The organism is Pseudooceanicola nanhaiensis DSM 18065 (assembly GCF_000688295.1).
GTDB classification, from domain to species: Bacteria; Pseudomonadota; Alphaproteobacteria; order Rhodobacterales; family Rhodobacteraceae; genus Pseudooceanicola; species Pseudooceanicola nanhaiensis.
In genome coordinates, this window is record NZ_JHZF01000013.1 from 1,184,406 (window position 1) to 1,205,789 (window position 21,384).

Consider the following 21,384-nt stretch of genomic DNA (forward strand, 5'->3'; position numbering starts at 1 on the left):
GTTACTCCGCCGCGACCGGTTCGAAGATCGAGGGCGGCAGGTCGTAGCCCCATTGCTTGAACCGGTCGGAGAAATGGGACCGCACGCCGGTCGCCGTGAAATGGCCGATGATCTTGCCGTCCGAGGCGAGGCCCACGCGCTGGAAGCGGAACACCTCCTGCATCGAGATGACTTCGCCTTCCATCCCGGTCACTTCGGTGATCGAGACCATGCGGCGCGAGCCGTCCTGCAGGCGCGAGGCCTGCACGATGAGATGCACGGCGCTCGCGATCTGCGAACGCACAGCCTTCAGCGGCATCTCGATCCCGGCCATGGCGACCATGTTCTCGAGACGGCTGATGCCGTCGCGCGCGGAGTTGGCGTGGATCGTGGTCATCGAGCCGTCGTGGCCGGTGTTCATCGCCTGCAGCATGTCGATGACCTCTTCGCCGCGGGTCTCCCCCACGATGATCCGGTCCGGACGCATCCGCAGGGCGTTCCGCAGGCAGTCGCGCTGGCTGACCGCGCCCTTGCCCTCGACGTTGGCGGGGCGGCTTTCCATCCGGCCCACATGGGTCTGCTGGAGCTGGAGTTCCGCCGTGTCCTCGATCGTCAGGATCCGTTCGTCATTGGCGATGAAGGAGGACAGGGCGTTCAGCGTGGTCGTCTTGCCCGACCCCGTCCCGCCCGAGACGATGACGTTCAGCCGGCAGGCGACGGCGGCCTGAAGGTAGGCGGCCATCTCCTCGGAGAAGGCGCCGAACTTCACCAACTCGTCGATGCCGAGCTTCTCCTTCTTGAATTTCCGGATCGAGACGAGCGAGCCGTCCACCGCGATCGGCGGCACCATGGCGTTGAAGCGCGAGCCGTCCGCGAGGCGGGCGTCGACATAGGGGTTCGATTCATCGACCCGCCGGCCGACGGCCGAGACGATCTTGTCGATGATCCGCAGAAGGTGCTTTTCATCCTTGAAGGTGACGTCGCTGAGCTCGAGCTTGCCGTTCCGTTCGACGAAGATCTGCTGCGGGCCGTTCACCAGGATATCGGCGACGGTATCGTCCTTGAGCAGGCTCTCGAGCGGGCCGAGGCCCTTCACCTCGTCATAGAGCTCCTGGTTCAGGATGCCGCGTTCCTCGCGGTTGAGGACGATGCTCTTTTCCTGCAGCACCTCGGTGGCGATCGCGTTGATCTCCATCCGCAGGTCCTGCTCGGAGGCGGTGTCCAGCGCGGCGAGGTTGAGGTTGTCGAGCAGCGCGCGGTGCAGTTCGAGCTTGATCTCGCCCAGCCGTTCCTTGCGCTTGCGGTTCTTGTCCGCGGCGGTCGGCACGGCGGCGGCCTTGCCCATGGGCATCGGCTTGCGCATCGCCTTGGGCGCGGCCTGTTCGGCCGGCGTCACGGTGGCGCGCGGGGCGGTTTCACGGCCCGCAGAGGTGGCGGGAACCAGCTTCGGCTTATCCGGCTGGTTCGGCTTCTTGTACTTGGAAAACATGTCTGTCTACCCTTCCGGGCCGCGTGTTAATCCGCGGTTTCCAATTCGGCTTCGGCCCCGACCTCGAAGATGGAACGGGCCAGTTTCGCTATTTCCTTGCGCAGGGCGTTCTTGCCCGCGGTCTTGGCCAGCGGCACGCCATGGTCGCCCGACTGGGCGATCTGCTTTCCGCCGTCCGGCAGCTGCAGCTCGATCGAGATGCCAAGGCTCTCTCCAAGGCGCTTGACCCGCTGCTTGCCGTTCAGGTCGAACCCGGTCGGCGCCCGGTTGAGCGCGTAGCGGAGTTTCTCGACCGGCAGTTCCTCTGCCTGGAGCGCCCGTTTCAGGCGCTGGCAGTTCTGGGCCGATCTCATGTCGAGCTCCATCACCGCGAAATAGACCTGCGCCGCGTTCAGGACCGTCTCGGTCCAGTTCACCAGCGTCTTGGGCATGTCGATCACGACGTAGTCGAAATGCGACCGGGCCATGTCGATCAGCCGGGTGATGTCCTCGGCGTTCACGAAATCCAGCGGCAGCATCTCGCCCGGCGACGTCAGGACGTGCAGCCGGTCGTCGAAGCTCAGCAGCGCCTGCATGAAGACGTCGCCATCGAGCGCCTCGGTGTCCGACAGAAGCTCGTAGACCGCCTCGCGCCGGGGCAGGTCGAGATAGGTCGCGACGGTGCCGAACTGGAGGTCGAAATCCAGGATGCAGACGCGCGGGTTCTCCTCGCCCTTCTTGGCGACGTTCGCCAGCTCCCAGGCGAGGTTGACGGCCATGGTCGTGGCGCCGACACCGCCGGCAAGTCCGTGCGTCACCAGGACGGCGCCGTTTCGGTCGCCCTTCGCGCGCTTCTTGGACGGCGCGCCGGCCGCGATCTCGGGTTCCGGCTGGGGCGCCTGGATGCGTTCGATCGCGGCGGCCAGCTCGCCCTCGGGCAGCGGGTAGGGGACGAATTCGTCCGCGCCCTGCCGCAGAAGCTGGTGCAGGGCCGAGGGGCTCACGTCTTCGGCGATCAGGATCACCTTGATGCCGTGGGCCCGGGCCTGTGCGATGACTTCACCGAGCAGCGCGAGGTTCTTCTCGTCTTCCGCGTCGATGGCCATCGAGATGAATTCAAGGGAATCCGCTTCGGACTGATTGAAGAACATCAGGGCTTCCGAGAAGCCGAGGTCGCCCCATTGTTCGCCCAGGGCCTCTTCCATGTCCTCGATCAGCAGGTCGAACCCGTCCGGTTCGCGCCGAATCGTGCAGGCGATCAGCGGGCTCGCGTCCGGCTGCTGCATTTCCGCATTCGATGTCATGCCTCAATACCTTCCTACGCACGCCAAACGGACCGGGGACACGGGCTGCATGACTGCTCTCTGCGGCACCGTTCTGATCCGATCCGCATGCCCGGACGGCGGGCACGGCGTCTCTGATTGGAATATGTCAGTTAAGTTTGGCGGAAATGGGGCCGAAATCCTGAATTTGTTGGGTAATCGGCGACATTGGCTGGTTCTGCGCCTGGTTGTTTCCAACTCGCCTAGTCGGTCCCGCCGATGCCGGCAGCCGATTGCTGCACCCCGGTCAGGCCTGACGTCGGCACGGCCGACTGGACATATTCGCGATAGATGATCTGGGCATACTTGCCGTCCAGCACCAGAGGCGCGCTGCCCACGAAGCCCGAGACCTCGGTCACGGTGCGCCGGTTGCGGCGTTCGCGGCCCTGGGTCACGATCAGGGGCTGCGTTTCCCCGAAGGAGACGAGCGCCTCGAGCCGCGACCGCGAGACGCCGTTCGCCACGAGGTAGTTGACCACCGCATTGGCGCGGCGCAGGCCGAGCTGCTTGTTGTATTCGGCGCTGCCGACAAGATCGGTGTGACCGAAGACGCGGAACCGGACCTCGGGGAACTGGCGGATCCAATGCGCCTGCTGACGCACCGCGGCCTGCGCCGCGGGGCCGAGCACCGCGCTGTCGAAGGCGAAGGTCACGACGTCCTGCACCTCTTCCGAGAAGCGGTCGTTCAGCCCGACGATGTAATGCTTGTCGCCGTTCTGGATCTGCGTGTTGTTCATCGTGGCGTTGCCGAAGCCGGCGCTTTCGATGACCGAGCCGGCCTCCTGCGTCCAGGGCGAGGTGCCGGGGGCGCAGGCCGCGAGGGCGAGGAGCGAGGTGGCGGTCAGAAGACCCTTGTATCCCGGGAAGGTCATCGGCCTCACTCCATCACGTAGCCGTAGGAACCGCTGAAGTCCTGCCGGGCGACCTCGCCCGCGGCGCCCCGGACCTGCCGGCCGCCGCTGTCGCGCGCGACATTGCCGAACAGGAAGAGATCCTTCTCGGACGGGGGCTTGATGCGGTCCGTCGGCAGGGCGAGCGCCTCGCCCCGGGTCGGCTGCACGAGATGCGCGGTGATGATGATCACCAACTCGGTCTGCGACCGCTGGTATTCGGCGCTGCGGAACAGCGCGCCGAGAACGGGGATGTCGCCAAGCCACGGCACCTGCGAGTTCCGGTCGCGGAAATCGTCCTTCAGAAGGCCCGCGATGGCGAAGCTCTGGCCGTCGCGCAGCTCGACCGTGGTCTCGGTGCTGCGCTTGGTGAAGGCGTCGATCGTCAGGTTGTCGAGCGTGAAGCCGTTGTTCGGGTCGATGGCCGAGACCGCGGCGGAGAGCTCGAGGTTGATGATGTCGCCGTCCACGACGCGCGGGATGAAGTTCATCTCGACGCCGAAGGGCTTGTATTCGACCGACACCGTGCCGCCGTCCTGCGAGACGGGGACGGGGTATTCGCCACCGGCGAGGAACTTGGCCTCCTGACCCGAGAGGGCGGTGAGGTTCGGTTCGGCCAGCGTACGGACGACACCCTTGGACTCGAGCGCCTCGAGCAGCGCGCTGACCTGCACCGCGCCGACGTCGAAGCCGAAGAGGATGGCGCCGGTGTTCGTGTTGGAGGCCGGCAGCGACCCGCCAAGCTGGCTGCCCTGTCCGCCGGCGTTCGAGGCGCGGCCGTTGCCGCCCTGCACGCCGACGTCGCCGCCGAAGACGCTGCCGCCGATGCCCAGCGAGGAGGAGAGCGATTTCGACACCGAGCGTTCCATCTCGGCGAAGCGGACCTTCAGCATGACCTGCTGGACGCCGCCCACCGACATCAGGTTCGACACCCGCTCGGGCGCGTAGCGTTCGGCCAGGTCGAGCGCGCGCTGCAGTTTCTGGGTCGACGAGACGGTGCCGGAGAGGACGATGCCGTCGTTGGCCGTGCGGACCTCGATATGCTCGCCGGGCAGGATCTGCCCGAGGCGCTCCTTGAATTCGGTGATGTCGGCCGCGACGACCACGTCCACGTTGGTGATCAGCTGGCCGTTCTGGTCCAGCAGGGTCAGCGTGGTGATCCCGGGCGCCTTGCCCAGCACGTAGATCGTGCGATCGCTCAGCGACGAGATGTCGGCGATCTGGGGATTGGCGATGGAAAGCTCGGCGAAGGGCGTGTCGCTCTCGACAACGATCGCGCGGTTCATCGCCACGCTGACCTTGGACGAGGTGCCGCGCTGCACGACGCGCAGATCCTCGGCGACCGAAGGTGCCGGCGCGCTTGCCGCAGCAAGAGACAGCCCCAGCAGGGCCGCCTGCAGAATTCCGTGTCTTTTCATGTGACCTGCCTCTCCGATCACGCCCCAGGTGCGGGTCTTGAGGTGCCCGCGATTGCCGTCATCCTGCGGCAAGACCGGTTTTATTGCAATGAACAATGGTTTCCGGGGTTTTCTTTATGTGGACAAGCGGCAACAGATCGCATGTCTCGCTCGCCCCCGGAACGACGAAAGGCGGCCCCGGGGGGACCGCCTTCCCGAGGGGGATGTGGCGCCGGTCAGTCGGTGCAGGGGATCGGGATCATCACGACTTCCGAGCCGCGGCGGGTGCGGATCGCGCAGGGCTGCTTCTCTTCCTTGCGGATGATCTCCTTCGGCTCGGGCGTCTCAATGCCCAGAAGCGCGTTCTGATCGACCTCGATCGCCTCGGCGACGGTGTCGTCCTCGACCCCCACGAGCGACAGCGAGAGGCGGCCGGTCGACTGGGCCTGGGCGAGGTTGGCGACCTGCTGCGGGTTTACCGCGACGGTGACGGTCCGCGCGATGGTCGTGCCCGCGTCGTCCATCGACGAGGTCTGGTCGACCGCGATCAGCTTCACGCCGGATTCGATCAGCTTCGTGACGTCGCCACCGCCGTTGCTGGCGATGCGGCCGGTCCAGTAGACGTCCACCCGGTCGGACGGGCGCAGGAAGCCCGAGACGCCCGAGGCCACGTCGACGCGGATCGCGAAGGCGCGCATCCCGCGTTCGAGGCGGTTGGTGAGGCCGGCGTCCTCGCCGGGCTCGGTCACCTTCACGGCCATGATCGCCTCGTCCTTCTCCATCGAGCGGAGCACGAAGCGGTGCGGCCGGTTCTCGGGGAAGAGGACGGCGGCGTCCATGAACGAGCCTTCCGGCACCGCGTTCTCGGGCCAGGCGACCTTGCGCACGTCCTCGGGATCGAGGGTCTCGCCATAGCGGAGCGGCGCCGTGGCGACATAGACCTCGACGGTCGGGATCACCTCGGGACGCTGCGCGCGCTCCATCGCGAGCTGCTGTTCATAGCTCTGCATGTAGCCGTTGACCATGTAGACGGCGAAACCGGCAAGGCCGATGCCGACGACGAGGACCAGTCCGAAAAGCGAGCGCATGTCTCTACCTCATGTTCTCTTGTTGTACGGTGACGGCTTTCTGCCGCCTCCTGTTGTTACCCGCGACGGACACTGGCGGAGAATTGTGTCCAAAGATGGGACAATTCTCGTTTGTTGAATGTCAAAACCGCCCGTGTCGAAACAGGCGGTCCGGTGTCATCGGGCTGTTCCTGAAGGCCGCGGGCGCCCGCGTCACTCGATCATGGCGCCCATGTGGGCGGCGGTGCCGTCCGTCAGCGACGTGGTGGCGGTCGTCATCAGGTTGGCGACGAGGACGGTCAGCGCGACGACGAGGGCCGTCAGGACGACCCAGTCGACCGTCACGGCACCATCTTCGCCGCGCAGGAATGCTGCCAGTTTCCGCATGGGCTATCCTTCTCTCTCTGTGACGCGCCGCCCGGGAGCGGGCAGGCCGGCTACGGGTTCTCCGCCCGGCGGGGTGGTGCCCCCTGAACCGAAGACGCCGCGCCCAAGGGAATGGGCGCGGCGTTATGACATCGGTCGCTCTTGGCGATCACTGGGTGCTGTCGGTGCCGCTGTCGGCGGCGGGGGCGCCGTTCGGGTTCTGACCTTCCATGTAGGTCTCGACGTTGCCGGTCAGCGTGGTCGCACCGCTCTTGATCGAGGTGTAGGCCGCTGCGCTCAGGCCGACGACAGCTGCGGTCAGAACGACCCAGTCAACGGTCACGGCGCCGGCTTCGTCTTTGCGGAAATTCTTGATGAACTTGAGCATGGTAGTCCCTCCAAAGGATCTCGTGGTTTCACTGTTCCGCTCAGGTTCGCGGTGCCCGTCTCTCTCAACACCCGGACACCACCTTCGCGGCACGGAGCGACTATAGCCGGGAGATTGGGGCAGCATTTTGGCGCCTTTCGTTCAAAACCTTAGTGCTTCCTTGTTCCCCCGCGCCACAAAATCCAAACCTCTGCCGGGCAAGGAAAAAACCCGTGAAGCGGTTGTAGTGAACGGTGAAACGTCCCTGCGCCTGTGGCGAAAATGCCCACCACAGGCGGGGATTGTTCGCGTTTGTGGCGCGAGGGCGCGTCATCTGGGATAGTCTGGCGAGGACATGCAGGTGCCGGTCAACGGCCCGCGGACAGTGCAGTGACCAATCTCAGGCGTTCGGACATGAGAAGATTCGCTCGATTCGGATGGGCCGGCGTGATCGCCTGGGCCCTGGCCGCGCCCGTTCCGCTGATGGCGAACGGCGACGATTTCACGTTCAAGCGGGTCAAGCCGCCCTCTTCGGGGACCGCGAAGCGCATCACGGTTCAGATCAAGCCCGGCGACGGACCGAAGCCGGTCAAGAAGAAGGAGCCGAAGCCCGCCGTCGCGGATGGCGCCGCTCCGGCGGTGCCTGCGGCGCCCGGCGCGCCTGCGGGGCGCTATGCCTGGTTCTGGGACACCGTCTCTCCGGCGCTGGCCGACAGCGGGCCCGGGCGGCTGGAGCCCGCGCTCAGCACGATCAGGAACGCGCCTGCGGGCGGGGCGGTGCGGGCGCCGCGGCTCGACACGATGATGGGGATCGCGCAGGCCCATGCCAAGGAGATCCTGCTGACCACCGCGGGCACGCGCGTGTCGCCGGCGCTGGTGCTGGCGGTGATCTCGGTCGAGAGCGCGGGCCGCGTGGACGCGGTCTCCCACGCCGGGGCGGAGGGGCTGATGCAGCTGATGCCCGCCACCGCGGCGCGGTTCGGGGTGAGCGACCGAAGGAACGCCGGGCAGAACATCCGCGGCGGGGTGGCCTTCCTCGACTTCCTGATGGAGAAATTCGCGGGCGACCCGATCCTCGTGCTTGCGGGCTACAATGCGGGCGAGAATTCCATCGCCCCGAACGGCGGCGTGCCGCCCTATGCCGAGACGCGGGATTACGTGCCCAAGGTGCTGGCGGCCTTCGAGGTGGCGCGGAGCCTGTGCATGACCCGGCCCGAGCTCGTCTCGGACGGCTGCGTGTTTTCCTTCCCGAGCTGAGGTTGCGCCGGGCGATGCCCGTCGCGCGGGGAACGGGCCACGCGGGCATCGAGCCCGCGCGGCCCGTGGCCTCCGGCGGGGATATTTCCGGCAAGGGGAAGCAGGGGAGCCGCCTGACGCGCAGACGCCGCCCGGCTGGGGCGGCGTCGTCTTGCGTGGTCTTGCGTCGGCGGAGGGCTCAGGCGACGATCGTCGCCTCGGTCGCGTCGCGGATCTCCTGTTCGGTGACGCCGTCGGCGCATTCGACGATGCGCAGCCCGCCGTCCACCACGTCGAGCACGCCGAGGTTGGTGATGATGCGGTTCACCACGGCCTTGCCGGTCAGCGGCAGGGTGCAGGCCTTGAGCAGCTTCGATTCGCCCGCCTTGTTCTGGTGATCCATCACCACGACGACCTTCTGCACGCCCGCCACGAGGTCCATCGCGCCGCCCATGCCCTTCACGAGCTTGCCGGGGATCATCCAGTTGGCGAGGTCGCCGGTTTCCGAGACCTCCATCGCGCCGAGGATCGCGGCCGCGATCTTGCCGCCGCGGATCATGCCGAAGGACATCGCGCTGTCGAAATAGGCGGTGCGCTTCAGCTCGGTGATGGTCTGCTTGCCGGCGTTGATGAGATCGGGATCCTCGTCACCCTCGAAGGGGAAGGGGCCCATGCCGAGCATGCCGTTCTCGGATTGCAGCGTGATGTCCTTGTCGCCGACGTAATTGGCGACAAGCGTCGGGATGCCGATCCCGAGGTTCACGTACATCCCGTCTTCGAGTTCTTGGGCCGCGCGGGCGGCCATCCGGTTGCGGTCCCACCCCTTGATGTCACTGGGCATTACGCGTCCTCCCTCGTGCGCACGGTGCGCTGTTCGATGCGTTTCTCGTGCTCGCCCTGGATCAGGCGGTGGACGTAGACGCCGGGCAGGTGGATGTGGTCCGGGTCGAGCGAACCGGTCGGCACGATCTCCTCGACCTCGACCACGCAGGTCTTGCCGCACATCGCGGCGGGCGGGTTGAAGTTGCGCGCGGTCTTGCGGAAGACGAGGTTGCCCGTCTCGTCCGCCTTCCAGGCCTTCACGATCGACAGGTCCGCGAAGATGCCGCGTTCGAGGATGTATTCCTCGCCGTCGAAGACCTTCACTTCCTTGCCCTCGGCGATCTGGGTGCCGACGCCGGTCTTGGTGTAGAAGCCCGGGATCCCCGAGCCGCCGGCGCGCATGCGTTCGGCCAGCGTGCCCTGCGGGTTGAATTCGAGCTCGAGCTCGCCGCCGAGATACTGGCGCATGAACTCCTTGTTCTCGCCCACGTAGGAGGACATCATCTTCTTCACCTGCTTGGTCTGGAGCAGGACGCCCAGGCCGAAATCGTCGACGCCCGCGTTGTTGGACGCGACCGTGAGGTCCTTCGTGCCCGCGTCGCGGATCGCCGCGATCAGCAGTTCCGGGATGCCGCAGAGGCCGAAACCACCGGCGGCGATCAGCATGCCGTCGAACAGCAGACCGTCCAGCGCCTCGGCGGCCGAGCCGTAGACTTTCTTCATCTTGGAAACCTCCTTGGGTGAGATTGTCCCGTTTCTGACCGCCCCCCGGAACGAAGTCAACGCAACGCCGCGGCGCGGCGCGTCGCCCCGTGATGGATCTGAAGCCCGCGCCGATGCGTAATCCCTTCGGCCTGTCCCTTCCGGACCGGCATCGGAAGGAGACGACGGATGACCGAATTCACGCTGCCCGACATGGTGCGCCGCATCTTCGAGGCCGAGGCGATCCCGGCCGACGCGCAGGAAATGCTCTCGGGACCGCAGCGCAGCCTCGGGGTGGCGGTGCCGCTGCGCCGCGACGACGGCGCGCTCGAGGTCTATCCCGGCTGGCGGGTCGTCTTCGACACGACGCTGGGCCCGGGCAAGGGCGGGATCCGGTTTCACCCGGGGACCGACGCCGGGGAATGCGCGCAGCTGGCCTTCTGGATGACGATCAAATGCGCGCTGATGGAGCTGCCCTTCGGCGGGGCCAAGGGCGGGATCCGGGTCGATCCGAAGGCGCTCTCGCCGCTCGAGGTCGAACGGCTGGCGCGCAGCTACGTCCGCGCGGTGGCGGACGTGATCGGACCGGACACCGACATTCCGGCGCCCGACGTGAACACCGATGCCCGGGTGATGGGCTGGATGGCCGACGAATTCTCGCAGATCACCCGGCGCCACCAGCCGGCGGCGATCACCGGCAAGCCCGTGTGCCTCGGCGGGTCCGAGGGCCGGACCGCGGCGACGGGGCAGGGGGCGCTGATCGCGCTCGATGCCTGGCTGAAGCGGCAGGATCGCAGGCCGGAGGACACCACCATCGCGGTGCAGGGCTTCGGCAATGCGGGCGCGCATTTCGCGGGGCTGGCGCATGACGCGGGCTACCGGGTGGTGGCGGTGTCGGACAGCAAGGCCGCGATCCATGCCGCGGGCGGGCTCGACCCCTGGCGGCTCAAGACGTTCAAGGACGAGGAGAAGGCGCTCTCGGGCGCCGTCTACGCGGGGCAATCCGTGAAGGACCGGAACGGCGACGAGGAGATCGGGCAGGATGCGCTTCTGGCGCTCGACGTCGACGTCCTTGCGCTGGCGGCGATGCAGGACGCGGTGACGGAGGACAACGCGGGCGAGATCCGTGCGGGCCTCGTGCTCGAGATCGCGAACGGGCCGGTGACGCCCGAGGCCGACCGGCGGCTCGCCGAGGACGGCAAGGTGATCCTGCCGGACGTGCTGGCCAACGCGGGCGGGGTGACGGTCAGCCACCTCGAATGGGTCCAGTCCCGGACGGGCGATTACTGGGATGCCGACACGGTCCGCGAGCGGATGACGCGGCGGATGGAGGACGCGGCGCGGCGGTGTTACGAGCAGGCGGAAGCGGCGGACAGCACCGTGCGCGAGGCCGCCTACACGCTGGCGATCCGCCGCATCGCGGAGGCGATCAGCAGCCGGGGCGACCGCAGCTATTTCTGCAGCTGAGGCGCGCCCCGTGCGGGCGCCGGGGGCCGGACCCTGCGGGGCCCGGCTCGGCGCGTGGGGTCAGATGATGCGGACCTGCGTGCCGATCGGCGTGATCGCGAAGAGCTCTTCGATGGCGAAATTGTAGAGCCCGATGCAGCCGTCCGAGGAGCGCCGCCCGATCTTGCGCGTGTCATGGGTGCCATGGATCAGGTAGGCGGGCCACGAGAGGTACATCGCATGGGTGCCCAGCGGGTTGTCCGGGCCCGGCGGCATGTACTTCAGCTCGGGATTGCGCTCGACCATCGAGGGGGTCGGGGTCCAGTCGGGGCCGACCTTCTTGCGCACGACCTCGGTGTAGCCGCGCTTGGTCAGCTCGTCGGTCATCGGGACGGAGGTCGGGAAGATGCGGTAATCGGTGCCGTCGCCGGACCAGAAATGCAGCGCGCGCGAGGTGGTGTCCGCGACGATGGCCGCCTTGCCCAGCTGGTCGAAATGCTCGCGCCAGTCCTGTCGGCGGAAGGAGGACACGTTGCGCCGCACCCCGGATTCCAGATCGCGGAAGCCATCCTCCGACTCGTTGGCCCGCAGAAGCGCGGGCGTGAAGAGGCTCGCCCCGGTTGCGGCCAGGAAGAGACGACGGGGGAAACGGGTCATGGCTCGGATCTCCGGTTGTTTTGACTGATTGGTCGGCCAGGATTGCCTGCGCGCAGACCTTGTCCGAGCCGGCCGGGAGAAGCCAATCACGACTGCGTAAGCTGTGACCGCTTCCGCGCAAGGGCGGGTTTGCACCCGCCCCGCTGGTTCAGCCGGCCTTGCGGTCGGATGTCTTCTTCGGCGCGGCCTTCTTGGCGGGGGCTTTCTTGGCGGCCGCCTTCTTCGCCGGCGCCTTCTTGGCCGCGGTCTTCTTGGCGGGGGCCTTCTTGCCCGCCTTGGCGGCACGTTCGGCCAGCAGCTCGACCGCCTGCTCCATGGTCACGTCCTCGGGCTTCACCGTGTCGGGGATCGTCGCGTTCAGCTTCTCCCACTTCACGTAGGGCCCGTACTTGCCGTCGTAGATCGCGACCATGCCGCCCGCATCGGGGTGCTCCCCCAGCTCGTGGATGGGAGTAGCGGCCTTGCCGCGGCCGCCCCGGCTCGCCACCTTCTCGGCCAGGAGCTGCACGGCGCGGTTCATGCCCACGGTCCAGACATCCTCGATCGTTTCGAGGTTGGCATTGGTGCCACCCCGGTCCGAGGTGCTCTCGGCATGCTTCAGGTAGGGGCCGTAGCGCCCGATGTTGGCCCAGACGTTCACCCCGTCCTCCGGGTGCGGGCCGATCAGCCGCGGGAGCACCAGCAGGCGCACGGCCTGTTCCAGCGTGATCTCCTCGGCGGGCCATTCCTTCGGCACCGACTGGCGCGGCGGTTTCTTGTTCTCTTCCGTCACCGCGCCGCGCTGGACATAGGGCCCGAACCGGCCCTTGAAGATGCGGATCTCGTCGCCCTCGTCCTCGCCCAGAAGCTTGCCCTCGGGCGGGATGGCGCTCGCCTCCGCTTCCGCGTCGGGCGGGCCGAAGGGGCGGGTGTAGCGGCATTCGGGGTAGTTCGAGCAGCCGATGAAGGCGCCGCCCGATCGGGCCGTGCGCATCGAGAGCCGGCCGTTGCCGCAGTTCGGGCAGGCGCGCGGGTCCGATCCGTCCTCGGTCGGCGGGAAGAGATGCGGCTCGAGCACCTCGTTGATCTTCTGGAGCACCTCGGTGATCCGCAGCTCCGACGTCTCGGCGATGGCCGCCGAGAAATCGCGCCAGAAGCGGGCCAGCACGTCCTTGTAATCGCGGTCGCCGGCGGAGACGTCGTCGAGCTCTTCCTCCAGCCCGGCGGTGAAGTCGTATTCGACGTAGCGGCGGAAGTAGTTCTCGAGGAACGCCGTCACCAGCCGCCCCTTGTCCTCGGCGATCAGGCGGTTCTTGTCCTTGCGGACATAGCCCCGGTCCTGGATCGTCGTGACGATCGACGCATAGGTCGACGGGCGCCCGATCCCGAGCTCTTCCATCTTCTTGACCAGCGTCGCCTCGGTGTAGCGCGGCGGGGGCTGGGTGAAGTGCTGCTCGGGCGTGATCGTGCCCTTCTTCGCGGCCTCGCCTTCGGAGATCTGCGGCAGGCGCTTGTCGTCGTCATCGACGACCACGTCGTCGCGGCCTTCCTCGTAGACCTTCATGAACCCGTCGAAGAGCACGACCTGCCCGGTCGCGCGCAGCTCGACCTGCCCGTCGGCCGAGCCCACGTCGACCGTCGTCCGCTCCAGCCGGGCGCCCGCCATCTGGCAGGCCAGCGTCCGTTTCCAGATCAGGTCGTAGAGCTTGCGCTGGTCCGCGTCCTGGATCTTCAGCGCGGCGACGTCCTTGTCCATCTCGGTGGGCCGGATGCACTCGTGCGCTTCCTGCGCGTTCTTGGCCTTGTTCTTGTAGGTCCGGGGGGAGTCCGGCACGTATTTCTCGCCGTAGCGGTCCTTGATCGCGGCGCGGGCGGCCTGCACCGCCTCGGGCGCCATGTCGATGCCGTCGGTCCGCATGTAGGTGATGTGCCCGGCCTCGTAGAGCCGCTGCGCCGCGCTCATGGTCTGGCGGGCGCCCATGCCGAACTTGCGGCTTGCCTCCTGCTGGAGGGTCGAGGTCATGAAGGGCGGGGAGGGGTTGCGCGAGGTCGGTTTCGCCTCGACCGACTTCACCGTCAGCTCGCGCGAGGTGACGGCCTGCACGGCGAGGTCGGCCTGCGTCTCGTTCGAGATGTCGTACCGGTCGAGCTTCTTGCCCGCGAGCACCGTCAGCCGGGCCTCGTATTCCTGGCCCCTCGGGGTCGAGAGGATGGCCTTCACCGACCAGTATTCACGCGGCCGGAACGCCTCGATCTCCATTTCGCGCTCGACGATGAGGCGCAGGCAGACCGACTGCACGCGTCCGGCCGATTTCGCGCCGGGGAGCTTGCGCCAGAGCACCGGGCTCAGGTTGAAGCCCACGAGGTAGTCGAGCGCGCGGCGGGCGAGGTAGGCCTCCACCAGCGGCGCATCGACCTGGCGCGGGTTCTTCATCGCCTCGGTGACGGCGGTCTTGGTGATCGCGTTGAAGACGACGCGGGAAACCGGCGTGTCCTTGCGGATCGCCTTGCGGTTTCTCAGCGCCTCTTCGAGGTGCCACGAGATCGCCTCCCCCTCGCGGTCGGGGTCGGTGGCGAGGATCAGGGCGTTGTCGTCCTTGAGCGCGTCGGCGATCGCCTTCACGTGCTTGCGACTGTCCGCCGCGATCTCCCATTTCATGTCGAATTCATGCTCGGTATCGACGGAGCCGTCCTTCGGAGGCAGGTCGCGGACATGACCATAGGAGGCCAGAACGGTGTAATCGGGGCCGAGATATTTGTTGATAGTCTTGGCTTTGGCCGGGGATTCCACCACGACGACGGGCATTCGGCGTCCTTTCCTCAGGGAATTGCGCGTTGGCGGCGGACCATGTGGGGTTTGACGGGCCGTTGTCAATGCGGCCCCCGGCCCGGACCGGGCGATGGAGGGCCGGCGGTCAACCGTTGGGCGTTCGCGGGGGACCTCTGCGCCGGGGCCGGGATCGGGGGGCCGAGGAGGGGTGCGGCGGCGGGCCGGGCGGCGTCAGGAATGCCCGGCGCCCGAGGCCTGGGGCGCCCTCGTCCGCAGCGACAGCAGCCCGCCCGCCTGGCGTTCGACCTCGCCCGACAGCTCGAGGTCGACCAGCACCGGCGTCACTTCGCGCGCGGGGGCGCCGAGATCGCGGATCAGCTGGTCCTCGGCGAGCGGCGAGGGAGAGAGCCGCGACAGGATGGCGCCGTGCAGCGCCGCGGTTTCCTGCAGGCTGCGCCTTTCGGGCGGCGGGGCGGGGATCGCTTCGAGCGGGAGGCGCGGCTGGGGCACGGGCGCGTCCCGTGGCGGCAGCGCCTCGATCACGTCGGCGGCGTTGCGCACCAGCCGCGCGCCGTCGCGGATCAGCATGTTGCACCCGGCGCTGCGCCCGTCCATCGGGTGGCCGGGCACTGCCATCACCTCGCGCCCCTGGTCGAGTGCGGCGCGGGCGGTGATCAGGGATCCGGACCGGCCCGCCGCCTCGATCACCACGACGGCGCGGGCGAGGCCCGAGACGAGCCGGTTGCGGTGCGGGAAGTGCCGGGCCTGCGGCTGGAGTCCCATCGGCTGTTCGGACAGCCGCAGCCCCTTGTCGAGCAGGGCCTCCGCAAGCGCGGCGTTCTCGGCCGGGTAGAGCATGTCGACGCCGCCGGCCATGACGGCGATGGTCCCGTGGTCCAGCACCGCCGAATGGGCCGCGGCATCGACCCCCCGCGCGAGGCCCGAGACGATCACGTAGCCCTCGGCGGCGAGCTCGGCGGCCAGCGCCCGCGCCATGCGGGTGCCGAGCGAGGAGGCGTTGCGGGCCCCGACCACGGCGATCCGGGGGGCATCGAGCGCGGCGGGATTGCCCTTGATCCAGAGAAGCGGCGGCGGATCGTCGAGGTCGAGAAGATCCTGCGGGTAGCCGGGCCCGCCGACGCAGACGAGCCGCGCCCCGGCGTCCCTGCCGGCCCGCAGTTCGGCCCGGGCGACGCCTTCGGGGCAGGGGGCATAGCCCGCCACGCCCGCTGCGGCGGCGATGCCGGGCAGCGCCTCGAGTGCGGCCTCGGCCGAGCCGTGTTCGGCGATCAGCCGGTAGAAGGTTGCGATGCCGACCCGTCGTGAGCGCAAGAGACGAAGCCACGACAGCCGACCATCTTCCTCGGTGGGTGGGAGTGGGGGGTGAGTGGAAGGATGATAATCCTCGACCATCGTGGCTCCGCCTGCTTGCAGAATCACTTCTATCCCGTGCCGGTTAACCAAGGATGAATGGCTTGGTTAACGGTCACTTGACGACCCCGTGCATCGGGCTTGAAGCGGAGCGCCCGGTTGCGCATTGTTGCGCAGGGGGCGGACATATCACGGGGGAGGCATGGCGCCAGCATCGGGACAGGACCGGCGGCAGCAGATCGTCAGGGGCGCTTTCGAGGCGCTGCAGGAGCGTGGCTTGCCGCACATGTCCTACGACGTGATCGCCGAACATGCGGGGCTGACGCGCCAGCTGATCCGGTATCACTACCCCGAGCCGGACGAGCTGATGCTCGATCTCTGCGACATGATCGCGTCGATCTACCGGGACGTTCTGATCTCGACGGCGGGCAGCCTGCAGGGCGCCGCGCGGGTGGACGCCTTCCTGGATTTCTATTTCGACCTGCTGGACGGCACGCCGAAGCCGCGCGACGACAAGGTCTACGATGCGATGATGTCGCTCACCGCCAGCTCGCCCGAGCTCAAGCTGCGCCTCGGCGAGCAGTACCGGATGATCGGGCAGGTCCTCGCCCACGAATTCGCGGTGCAGTACCCCGACCTGGACCAGCAGGGCGCGGAGGAGCTGTCGTGGCTCTTCGTCTGCCTGATGTACGGTCACTGGAAGATGGTGGCCGCGCTCGGCTACGACGAATCGCACAGGGTGATTTCCCGGCGGGCGATGGACCGGCTGATTCGGTCCTATTGCGCGGAAAGCAGCGACGGCGCCGCGCGGGTCAAGGTCTTTGGCAGACCGACCGCGTGAGGCGCACTTTCATTTCGACAGGATTTGCCGCAACCTATGCGGGAAACCCCGGATCCGTGGCTGCAAGTTTCCGTAGGGGAAAGGTTTTCCGATCGGCCCACGAGGGGGTGGGGGAGGGCAAGACTGTCATTCCGAAAATCAGGCGCTTTGCCGTTTGACAGGACGCGCCCTGTCGTGTGCCCTTGCGTCATTCATTGACCTAAGGACTGACGACAAAAGCATTTTTCAGAATTGGTAACGGTATGCTAGGGGAGTGTCGCGTTGGTTTTTGAGCCAGACGATAGCGCGCGCTCCGCCTCCGTTGCCGGAGGATCGCTGCTTCGCATCCTCCGGAGGGGAGCCCCCCATTCCCTCGTCAAACAGGTCCGGCGACACCCATCCGCTGCTTCGCGGCGGTGACGGGGGCGGTGCCGCCGGCCGGGGGGATCGGCGATGTCATCCCGTCGCCGATCCTCCAACCCGCAGCCCGCCGATCAGCACGGTGGGCTGGCCGACGCCGACCGGCACCCACTGGCCCGCCTTGCCGCAATTGCCCATGCCCGGATCGAGCGCCATGTCGTTGCCGAGCGCGCGGATCTTCTGCAGCGCCGTCGCCCCGTCCCCGATCAGCGTGGCGCCCTTCACCGGGGCGCCGACCTTGCCGTTCTTCACGCGATAAGCCTCGGTGCAGGAGAAGACGAACTTGCCGTTGGTGATGTCGACCTGCCCGCCGCCGAAGCCCACGGCGTAGATGCCGTCCTTCAGCTCGGCCACGACCTCCTCGCGGGTGGCCTCGCCGCCCAGCATGTAGGTGTTCGTCATGCGCGGCATCGGGGCGTGGGCATAGCTCTCGCGCCGCCCGTTGCCCGTCGGCTCGACCCCCATGAGCCGGGCGTTCTGCCGGTCCTGCATGTAGCCGACGAGGATGCCGTCCTCGATCAGGACGTTCCTGCCCGAGGGCGTGCCTTCGTCGTCCACGGTGATCGAGCCGCGCCGGTCCGGGATCGTGCCGTCGTCCAGCACCGTCACGCCGGGGGCGGCGACCCGCTGCCCGAGAAGCCCCGCGAAGGCCGAGGTCTTCTTGCGGTTGAAGTCGCCCTCCAGCCCGTGACCGACGGCCTCGTGCAGCAGGATGCCGGGCCAGCCGGGGCCGAGCACCACGTCCATCACGCCGGCGGGTGCCGGTTCCGCGTCGAGGTTCACCAGCGCGATCCGGAGCGCCTCGCGCGCCTTCGCCTGCCAGTCCGCGGGCTCGAGCAGCCCGTCGAGACCGAGACGCCCGCCGCCGCCCGCGGTGCCCGATTCCCGGCGGCCGTCCTGTTCGACGATGACCGAGACGTTCACCCGCGTCATCGGGCGCAGGTCGCGGACAAGCCCGCCCTCGGGGCGCAGGATCTCCACCTCCTGGCAGGAGGCCATGATCGTGGCCGAGACCTGCACGACGCGCGGGTCGAGGTCGCGGGCGAAGGCGTCGATCTCGCGCAGGGTCTCGACCTTCACCGGGAAGGCGGCCCCGGCGATCGGGTCGATCTCCTGGTAGAGCTTGCGGTTGGTGGCCCGGGGCGGGGACGCCATCGTGCCGCCGCCGTCACCGACGGCGAGCCGCGCCGTCTCGACCGCGCGGGTCAGGGCGGATTCGCTGATCTCGGTCGCATGGGCGTATCCGGCGACCTCTCCGCGCACCGCGCGCAGGCCGAATCCCTCGGAGGCGTCGTAGCTCGCCGTTTTTACCCGACCGTCGTCGAACACCAGCACTTCCGAGCGCCGCCGCTCGAGAAACAGCTCCCCGTCGTCGGCGCCAGCCACCGCTTCGCGCAGCAGGGCAAGGGCCCGGGCCTCGTCGAGCTGGGTTTCGAACGGGCGGAATGGGCTGTCTGACATGGGCTCTGACCTCGGGTTTCCCGGCGTCTGCGGTTGATCTGGATCAAAAAAGCGTCCGTTTGCCGCAAGCGCGATTATTGTGGTGTTGGGAAGAATATGGTTTTAAGCGGCGACAAACAACGCGGGGAGGGTCGGTCGGGCCCGGTCCGTGGCCGAACACTCAACCATCAGGGTGCATCATGCGACGCATACTCAGCCTCTTCGCCCTTCTGGCCGCTACCGCGGCACCCGTTGCCGCGCAGGACGGCGCCGTCGGCAAGCCCCAAGAGGGCGGGATCGGCTTCCAGGAAGCCGCGACGAAGCTGGCGCGGGATATCCACTGGCTGGATCACATGATCCTCATCATCATCACCGCGATCGTGATCCTGGTCTGCGTGCTGCTGGCGATCGTGATCCTGCGCTACAACAGCCGGGCGAACCCGAAGCCGGCGAGCTTCACGCACAACACCCCGGTCGAGGTCGCATGGACGATCATCCCGATCGTGATCCTGGTCTTCATCGGCGCCTTCTCCCTTCCGGTCCTCTTCGACCAGCAGGAGATCCCCGAGGGCGAGGTCAACATCAAGGTGACCGGCAATCAGTGGTACTGGTCCTATGAATACACCGATGTCGAGGACGTGGCCTTCGACAGCTACATGATCGGCCAGCCCGCGACGATGACCTCGGAAGACGAGGACGCCGGCGCGACCGCCTACATCAAGTCGGACGCCATGGTGCAGAAGCTGGTGGACGCTGGCTACAACGAGGACGAGTTCCTCCTGGCCGTCGACAACGCCGTGGTCATCCCGGTGGGCCGGGTCGTCGTGATGGACGTGACCGGCTCCGACGTGATCCACTCCTGGACCATTCCGGCCTTCGGGGTGAAGCAGGACGCCGTGCCCGGCCGGATCGCGCAGCTGTGGTTCGAGGCGGAAGAGGAAGGCATCTTCTTCGGCCAGTGCTCCGAGCTCTGCGGCAAGGACCACGCCTACATGCCGATCGCGGTGAAGGTGGTCAGCCAAGCCCAGTACGACGCCTGGCTCGCCGCGATTCAGGATGCCGGTGAATACGTTCAGGTCGAAGACGTCGCCCTGACCAACTGAGTCCCGCGCCGCGCCGGCCCCGTCCGGCGCGCGCCATCAAGGCCCCGGAAATGACCGACGCAAGCATCAATACGCAGGTTCAGGACGGCGAGGCGCAGTTCGGCGATTTCGTCGCGCTGCTGAAGCCGCGCGTCATGTCGCTGGTTGTCTTCACCGCCGCCGTCGGCCTGATCGCCGCGCCCGTGCCGGTGCACCCCTTCGTCGCCTTCTGCGCCATCCTGTTCATCGCCCTCGGCGGCGGCGCCTCGGGCGCGCTGAACATGTGGTACGATGCCGACATCGACGCGGTGATGAAGCGCACCTCGAAGCGCCCCATCCCGACCGGCCGCGTCACCCCCGGTGACGCGCTCGCGCTCGGGCTCGGGCTGTCCGGCGCCTCGGTGCTGATGCTGGGGCTCGCCGCGAACTGGCTGGCGGCCGGGCTGCTGGCCTTCACGATCTTCTTCTACGCCGTGATCTACACGATGTGGCTCAAGCGCTGGACGCCGCAGAACATCGTCATCGGCGGCGCCGCGGGCGCCTTCCCTCCGATGATCGGCTGGGCGGTGGCGACCGGCGGCATCTCGGTCGAATCCGTCCTGATGTTCGCGCTGACCTTCATGTGGACGCCGCCGCACTTCTGGGCGCTCGCGCTGTTCATGAATTCGGATTACGAGAAGGCCGGCGTGCCGATGCTGACCGTCACCCACGGCCGCACCTCGACCCGCCGCCATGTCTTCGTCTACACGCTGCTGCTCGCGCCCGTGGCGCTCGGCATCGGCTTCACCTCGATCGGCGGGCCGCTCTACCTGGCGGTGGCGACGGTGCTGAACCTGCTCTTCATCAAGGGCGCATGGGACATCCTGCGCCGTGACGAGGCAACCGCCGAGGCCGACAAGTACCGCGTCGAGAAGCGGTTCTTCGCGCTGTCGCTGCTCTATCTCTTCCTGCACTTCGGCGCGATCCTCGCCGAAGCCGTTCTGCGGCCCTGGGGCCTGGGGGGATGGTGATGCAATTCCGCGAAGAGCACGAGATCCACAGCCGCAAGCGCAGCATGAACCGCGGCGTCGGCCTGGTGCTGGCGGCCTTCGTGGCGCTGGTCTTCGGGCTGACCGTCGTGAAGGTCTCGAACCTCGATTTCTCCGAGATGCCGGGCGCCGAAGCGCCCGCTTCGGGCGCCGAGGTGACGCAATGAAGAGCACGACCAAGACCCTTCTGCTGACCGTCGGCACCGTCGTGACCATGGGCGCGCTGGCCTGGGCCTCGGTGCCCTTCTACAACTGGTTCTGCCGGGTGACCGGCTTCGGCGGCGTGACCAACGTGGCCGAGGCGGGCAGCGACACGGTGCTCGACCGCACGATCAAGGTCCGCTTCGACGCGAACACCGCCCCCGGCATGCCCTGGGAGTTCAAGCCGGTGCAGCGCGAGGTCGAGCTGCGGATCGGCGAGACGGGGATCGCCTTCTACGAGGCCTACAACCCGACCGACCGGGCCGTGGCGGGCACGGCCAGCTACAACGTGGCCCCCTACGACGCGGGCTACTACTTCACCAAGATCGACTGCTTCTGCTTCACCATGCAGGTGCTGCAGCCGGGTGAGCGGGTCGAGATGCCCGTGACCTTCTACGTCGATCCCGAGATGGTCGACGATCGCGATGCGAAGTATATCAAGAGCATCACCCTGTCCTATACATTCTACGAAACCGAGATGCCCGAAGAGCAGGATGTCGCGGCCGGTACGGCCGGGGCGGATGCCGAGGGCAAGACCGGACTGAACTGAGAGG

General features: G+C 67.5%; 20 protein-coding genes. 7 read left to right on the plus strand and 13 right to left on the minus strand.

Annotation, left to right across the window (positions count from 1 at the left end):
• Position 1 precedes the first annotated feature (1 nt).
• The 7 genes from Q344_RS0115815 to Q344_RS0115845 all read right to left on the minus strand — a co-directional run bounded on the left by Q344_RS0115815 (position 2) and on the right by Q344_RS0115845 (position 6,877).
• Entirely contained in the window at positions 2-1,468 is a 1,467-nt protein-coding gene (locus tag Q344_RS0115815) for a TadA family conjugal transfer-associated ATPase (protein WP_028287603.1), read from the minus strand.
• A 26-nt stretch (positions 1,469-1,494) separates the two neighbouring features.
• Entirely contained in the window at positions 1,495-2,751 is a 1,257-nt protein-coding gene (locus Q344_RS0115820) for a CpaE/TadZ family protein (protein ID WP_036539346.1), read from the minus strand.
• A 221-nt stretch (positions 2,752-2,972) separates the two neighbouring features.
• Entirely contained in the window at positions 2,973-3,641 is a 669-nt protein-coding gene (locus tag Q344_RS24180) for an OmpA family protein (RefSeq protein ID WP_051630684.1), read from the minus strand.
• Positions 3,642-3,646: 5 nt separating this feature from the next.
• Complete coding sequence (locus tag Q344_RS0115830; RefSeq protein WP_028287605.1) at positions 3,647-5,077, minus strand: type II and III secretion system protein family protein; 1,431 nt, start codon at positions 5,075-5,077, stop codon at positions 3,647-3,649.
• 215 nt (positions 5,078-5,292) lie between these two features.
• Positions 5,293-6,144, minus strand: a complete 852-nt coding sequence (gene cpaB, locus Q344_RS0115835; RefSeq protein WP_028287606.1) for a Flp pilus assembly protein CpaB — start codon at positions 6,142-6,144, stop codon at positions 5,293-5,295.
• A 192-nt stretch (positions 6,145-6,336) separates the two neighbouring features.
• A complete protein-coding gene (locus tag Q344_RS26385; RefSeq protein ID WP_169739200.1) occupies positions 6,337-6,510 on the minus strand; it encodes a hypothetical protein in 174 nt (57 codons plus the stop codon).
• Between the two features lie 148 nt (positions 6,511-6,658).
• Positions 6,659-6,877, minus strand: coding sequence for a hypothetical protein (locus Q344_RS0115845; RefSeq protein ID WP_028287607.1), 219 nt, complete (start codon positions 6,875-6,877; stop codon positions 6,659-6,661).
• Between the two features lie 393 nt (positions 6,878-7,270).
• Between Q344_RS0115845 and Q344_RS0115850 the strand changes: the two genes are divergently transcribed.
• Entirely contained in the window at positions 7,271-8,113 is an 843-nt protein-coding gene (locus tag Q344_RS0115850; RefSeq protein ID WP_036539349.1) for a lytic transglycosylase domain-containing protein, read from the plus strand.
• Between the two features lie 178 nt (positions 8,114-8,291).
• Here Q344_RS0115850 and Q344_RS0115855 read toward each other — a convergent pair whose 3' ends face one another.
• Both Q344_RS0115855 and Q344_RS0115860 read right to left on the minus strand, forming a co-directional pair.
• Positions 8,292-8,933: a 3-oxoacid CoA-transferase subunit B gene (locus Q344_RS0115855; RefSeq protein ID WP_028287609.1), complete on the minus strand. Its 642-nt coding sequence runs from the start codon at positions 8,931-8,933 to the stop codon at positions 8,292-8,294.
• Positions 8,933-9,637, minus strand: a complete 705-nt coding sequence (locus Q344_RS0115860) for a CoA transferase subunit A (RefSeq protein ID WP_028287610.1) — start codon at positions 9,635-9,637, stop codon at positions 8,933-8,935. Before Q344_RS0115860 ends, Q344_RS0115855 begins: the two co-directional genes overlap by 1 nt.
• Positions 9,638-9,805: 168 nt before the next feature.
• On the opposite strand from Q344_RS0115860, the gene Q344_RS0115865 reads away from it, so the two are divergent.
• A complete protein-coding gene (locus tag Q344_RS0115865) occupies positions 9,806-11,083 on the plus strand; it encodes a Glu/Leu/Phe/Val family dehydrogenase (protein ID WP_028287611.1) in 1,278 nt (425 codons plus the stop codon).
• 60 nt (positions 11,084-11,143) lie between these two features.
• Here the strand turns inward: Q344_RS0115865 and Q344_RS0115870 are convergent, their stop codons facing one another.
• The 3 genes from Q344_RS0115870 to dprA all read right to left on the minus strand — a co-directional run bounded on the left by Q344_RS0115870 (position 11,144) and on the right by dprA (position 15,881).
• Positions 11,144-11,719: a L,D-transpeptidase gene (locus Q344_RS0115870; protein WP_028287612.1), complete on the minus strand. Its 576-nt coding sequence runs from the start codon at positions 11,717-11,719 to the stop codon at positions 11,144-11,146.
• Between the two features lie 148 nt (positions 11,720-11,867).
• Entirely contained in the window at positions 11,868-14,504 is a 2,637-nt protein-coding gene (gene topA / locus Q344_RS0115875) for a type I DNA topoisomerase (protein ID WP_028287613.1), read from the minus strand.
• Positions 14,505-14,699: 195 nt separating this feature from the next.
• Positions 14,700-15,881 (minus strand): DNA-processing protein DprA, encoded by a 1,182-nt coding sequence (dprA, locus tag Q344_RS24185; RefSeq protein ID WP_084178441.1) that lies wholly within the window; start codon positions 15,879-15,881, stop codon positions 14,700-14,702.
• A 160-nt stretch (positions 15,882-16,041) separates the two neighbouring features.
• Here dprA and Q344_RS24190 point away from each other — a divergent pair, with 160 nt between their 5' ends.
• Entirely contained in the window at positions 16,042-16,680 is a 639-nt protein-coding gene (locus Q344_RS24190) for a TetR/AcrR family transcriptional regulator (RefSeq protein ID WP_156954717.1), read from the plus strand.
• Positions 16,681-17,115: 435 nt separating this feature from the next.
• Here Q344_RS24190 and tldD read toward each other — a convergent pair whose 3' ends face one another.
• Complete coding sequence (gene tldD, locus Q344_RS0115890; protein WP_028287614.1) at positions 17,116-18,540, minus strand: metalloprotease TldD; 1,425 nt, start codon at positions 18,538-18,540, stop codon at positions 17,116-17,118.
• 179 nt (positions 18,541-18,719) lie between these two features.
• Here tldD and coxB point away from each other — a divergent pair, with 179 nt between their 5' ends.
• The 4 genes from coxB to Q344_RS0115910 are packed head-to-tail and all read left to right on the plus strand — an operon-like array spanning position 18,720 to position 21,380.
• Entirely contained in the window at positions 18,720-19,622 is a 903-nt protein-coding gene (gene coxB / locus Q344_RS0115895; protein WP_028287615.1) for a cytochrome c oxidase subunit II, read from the plus strand.
• A 50-nt stretch (positions 19,623-19,672) separates the two neighbouring features.
• On the plus strand, positions 19,673-20,611 hold the full coding sequence (cyoE, locus tag Q344_RS0115900) for a heme o synthase (RefSeq protein WP_028287616.1): 939 nt from the start codon (positions 19,673-19,675) through the stop codon (positions 20,609-20,611).
• A complete protein-coding gene (locus Q344_RS0115905) occupies positions 20,611-20,796 on the plus strand; it encodes a hypothetical protein (protein ID WP_028287617.1) in 186 nt (61 codons plus the stop codon). Before cyoE ends, Q344_RS0115905 begins: the two co-directional genes overlap by 1 nt.
• On the plus strand, positions 20,793-21,380 hold the full coding sequence (locus tag Q344_RS0115910; protein WP_028287618.1) for a cytochrome c oxidase assembly protein: 588 nt from the start codon (positions 20,793-20,795) through the stop codon (positions 21,378-21,380). Before Q344_RS0115905 ends, Q344_RS0115910 begins: the two co-directional genes overlap by 4 nt.
• Positions 21,381-21,384 lie beyond the last annotated feature (4 nt).

What these genes read in the sequence shown, in the direction of transcription:
- Q344_RS0115815 (WP_028287603.1), bottom strand. Translation starts at nt 1,468, where the DNA reads ATGTTTTCCAAGTACAAGAAGCCGAACCAGCCGGATAAGCCGAAGCTG.
- Q344_RS0115820 (WP_036539346.1), bottom strand. Translation starts at nt 2,751, where the DNA reads ATGACATCGAATGCGGAAATGCAGCAGCCGGACGCGAGCCCGCTGATC.
- Q344_RS24180 (WP_051630684.1), bottom strand. Translation starts at nt 3,641, where the DNA reads ATGACCTTCCCGGGATACAAGGGTCTTCTGACCGCCACCTCGCTCCTC.
- Q344_RS0115830 (WP_028287605.1), bottom strand. Translation starts at nt 5,077, where the DNA reads ATGAAAAGACACGGAATTCTGCAGGCGGCCCTGCTGGGGCTGTCTCTT.
- cpaB (WP_028287606.1), bottom strand. Translation starts at nt 6,144, where the DNA reads ATGCGCTCGCTTTTCGGACTGGTCCTCGTCGTCGGCATCGGCCTTGCC.
- Q344_RS26385 (WP_169739200.1), bottom strand. Translation starts at nt 6,510, where the DNA reads ATGCGGAAACTGGCAGCATTCCTGCGCGGCGAAGATGGTGCCGTGACG.
- Q344_RS0115845 (WP_028287607.1), bottom strand. Translation starts at nt 6,877, where the DNA reads ATGCTCAAGTTCATCAAGAATTTCCGCAAAGACGAAGCCGGCGCCGTG.
- Q344_RS0115850 (WP_036539349.1), top strand. Translation starts at nt 7,271, where the DNA reads ATGAGAAGATTCGCTCGATTCGGATGGGCCGGCGTGATCGCCTGGGCC.
- Q344_RS0115855 (WP_028287609.1), bottom strand. Translation starts at nt 8,933, where the DNA reads ATGCCCAGTGACATCAAGGGGTGGGACCGCAACCGGATGGCCGCCCGC.
- Q344_RS0115860 (WP_028287610.1), bottom strand. Translation starts at nt 9,637, where the DNA reads ATGAAGAAAGTCTACGGCTCGGCCGCCGAGGCGCTGGACGGTCTGCTG.
- Q344_RS0115865 (WP_028287611.1), top strand. Translation starts at nt 9,806, where the DNA reads ATGACCGAATTCACGCTGCCCGACATGGTGCGCCGCATCTTCGAGGCC.
- Q344_RS0115870 (WP_028287612.1), bottom strand. Translation starts at nt 11,719, where the DNA reads ATGACCCGTTTCCCCCGTCGTCTCTTCCTGGCCGCAACCGGGGCGAGC.
- topA (WP_028287613.1), bottom strand. Translation starts at nt 14,504, where the DNA reads ATGCCCGTCGTCGTGGTGGAATCCCCGGCCAAAGCCAAGACTATCAAC.
- dprA (WP_084178441.1), bottom strand. Translation starts at nt 15,881, where the DNA reads ATGGTCGAGGATTATCATCCTTCCACTCACCCCCCACTCCCACCCACC.
- Q344_RS24190 (WP_156954717.1), top strand. Translation starts at nt 16,042, where the DNA reads ATGGCGCCAGCATCGGGACAGGACCGGCGGCAGCAGATCGTCAGGGGC.
- tldD (WP_028287614.1), bottom strand. Translation starts at nt 18,540, where the DNA reads ATGTCAGACAGCCCATTCCGCCCGTTCGAAACCCAGCTCGACGAGGCC.
- coxB (WP_028287615.1), top strand. Translation starts at nt 18,720, where the DNA reads ATGCGACGCATACTCAGCCTCTTCGCCCTTCTGGCCGCTACCGCGGCA.
- cyoE (WP_028287616.1), top strand. Translation starts at nt 19,673, where the DNA reads ATGACCGACGCAAGCATCAATACGCAGGTTCAGGACGGCGAGGCGCAG.
- Q344_RS0115905 (WP_028287617.1), top strand. Translation starts at nt 20,611, where the DNA reads ATGCAATTCCGCGAAGAGCACGAGATCCACAGCCGCAAGCGCAGCATG.
- Q344_RS0115910 (WP_028287618.1), top strand. Translation starts at nt 20,793, where the DNA reads ATGAAGAGCACGACCAAGACCCTTCTGCTGACCGTCGGCACCGTCGTG.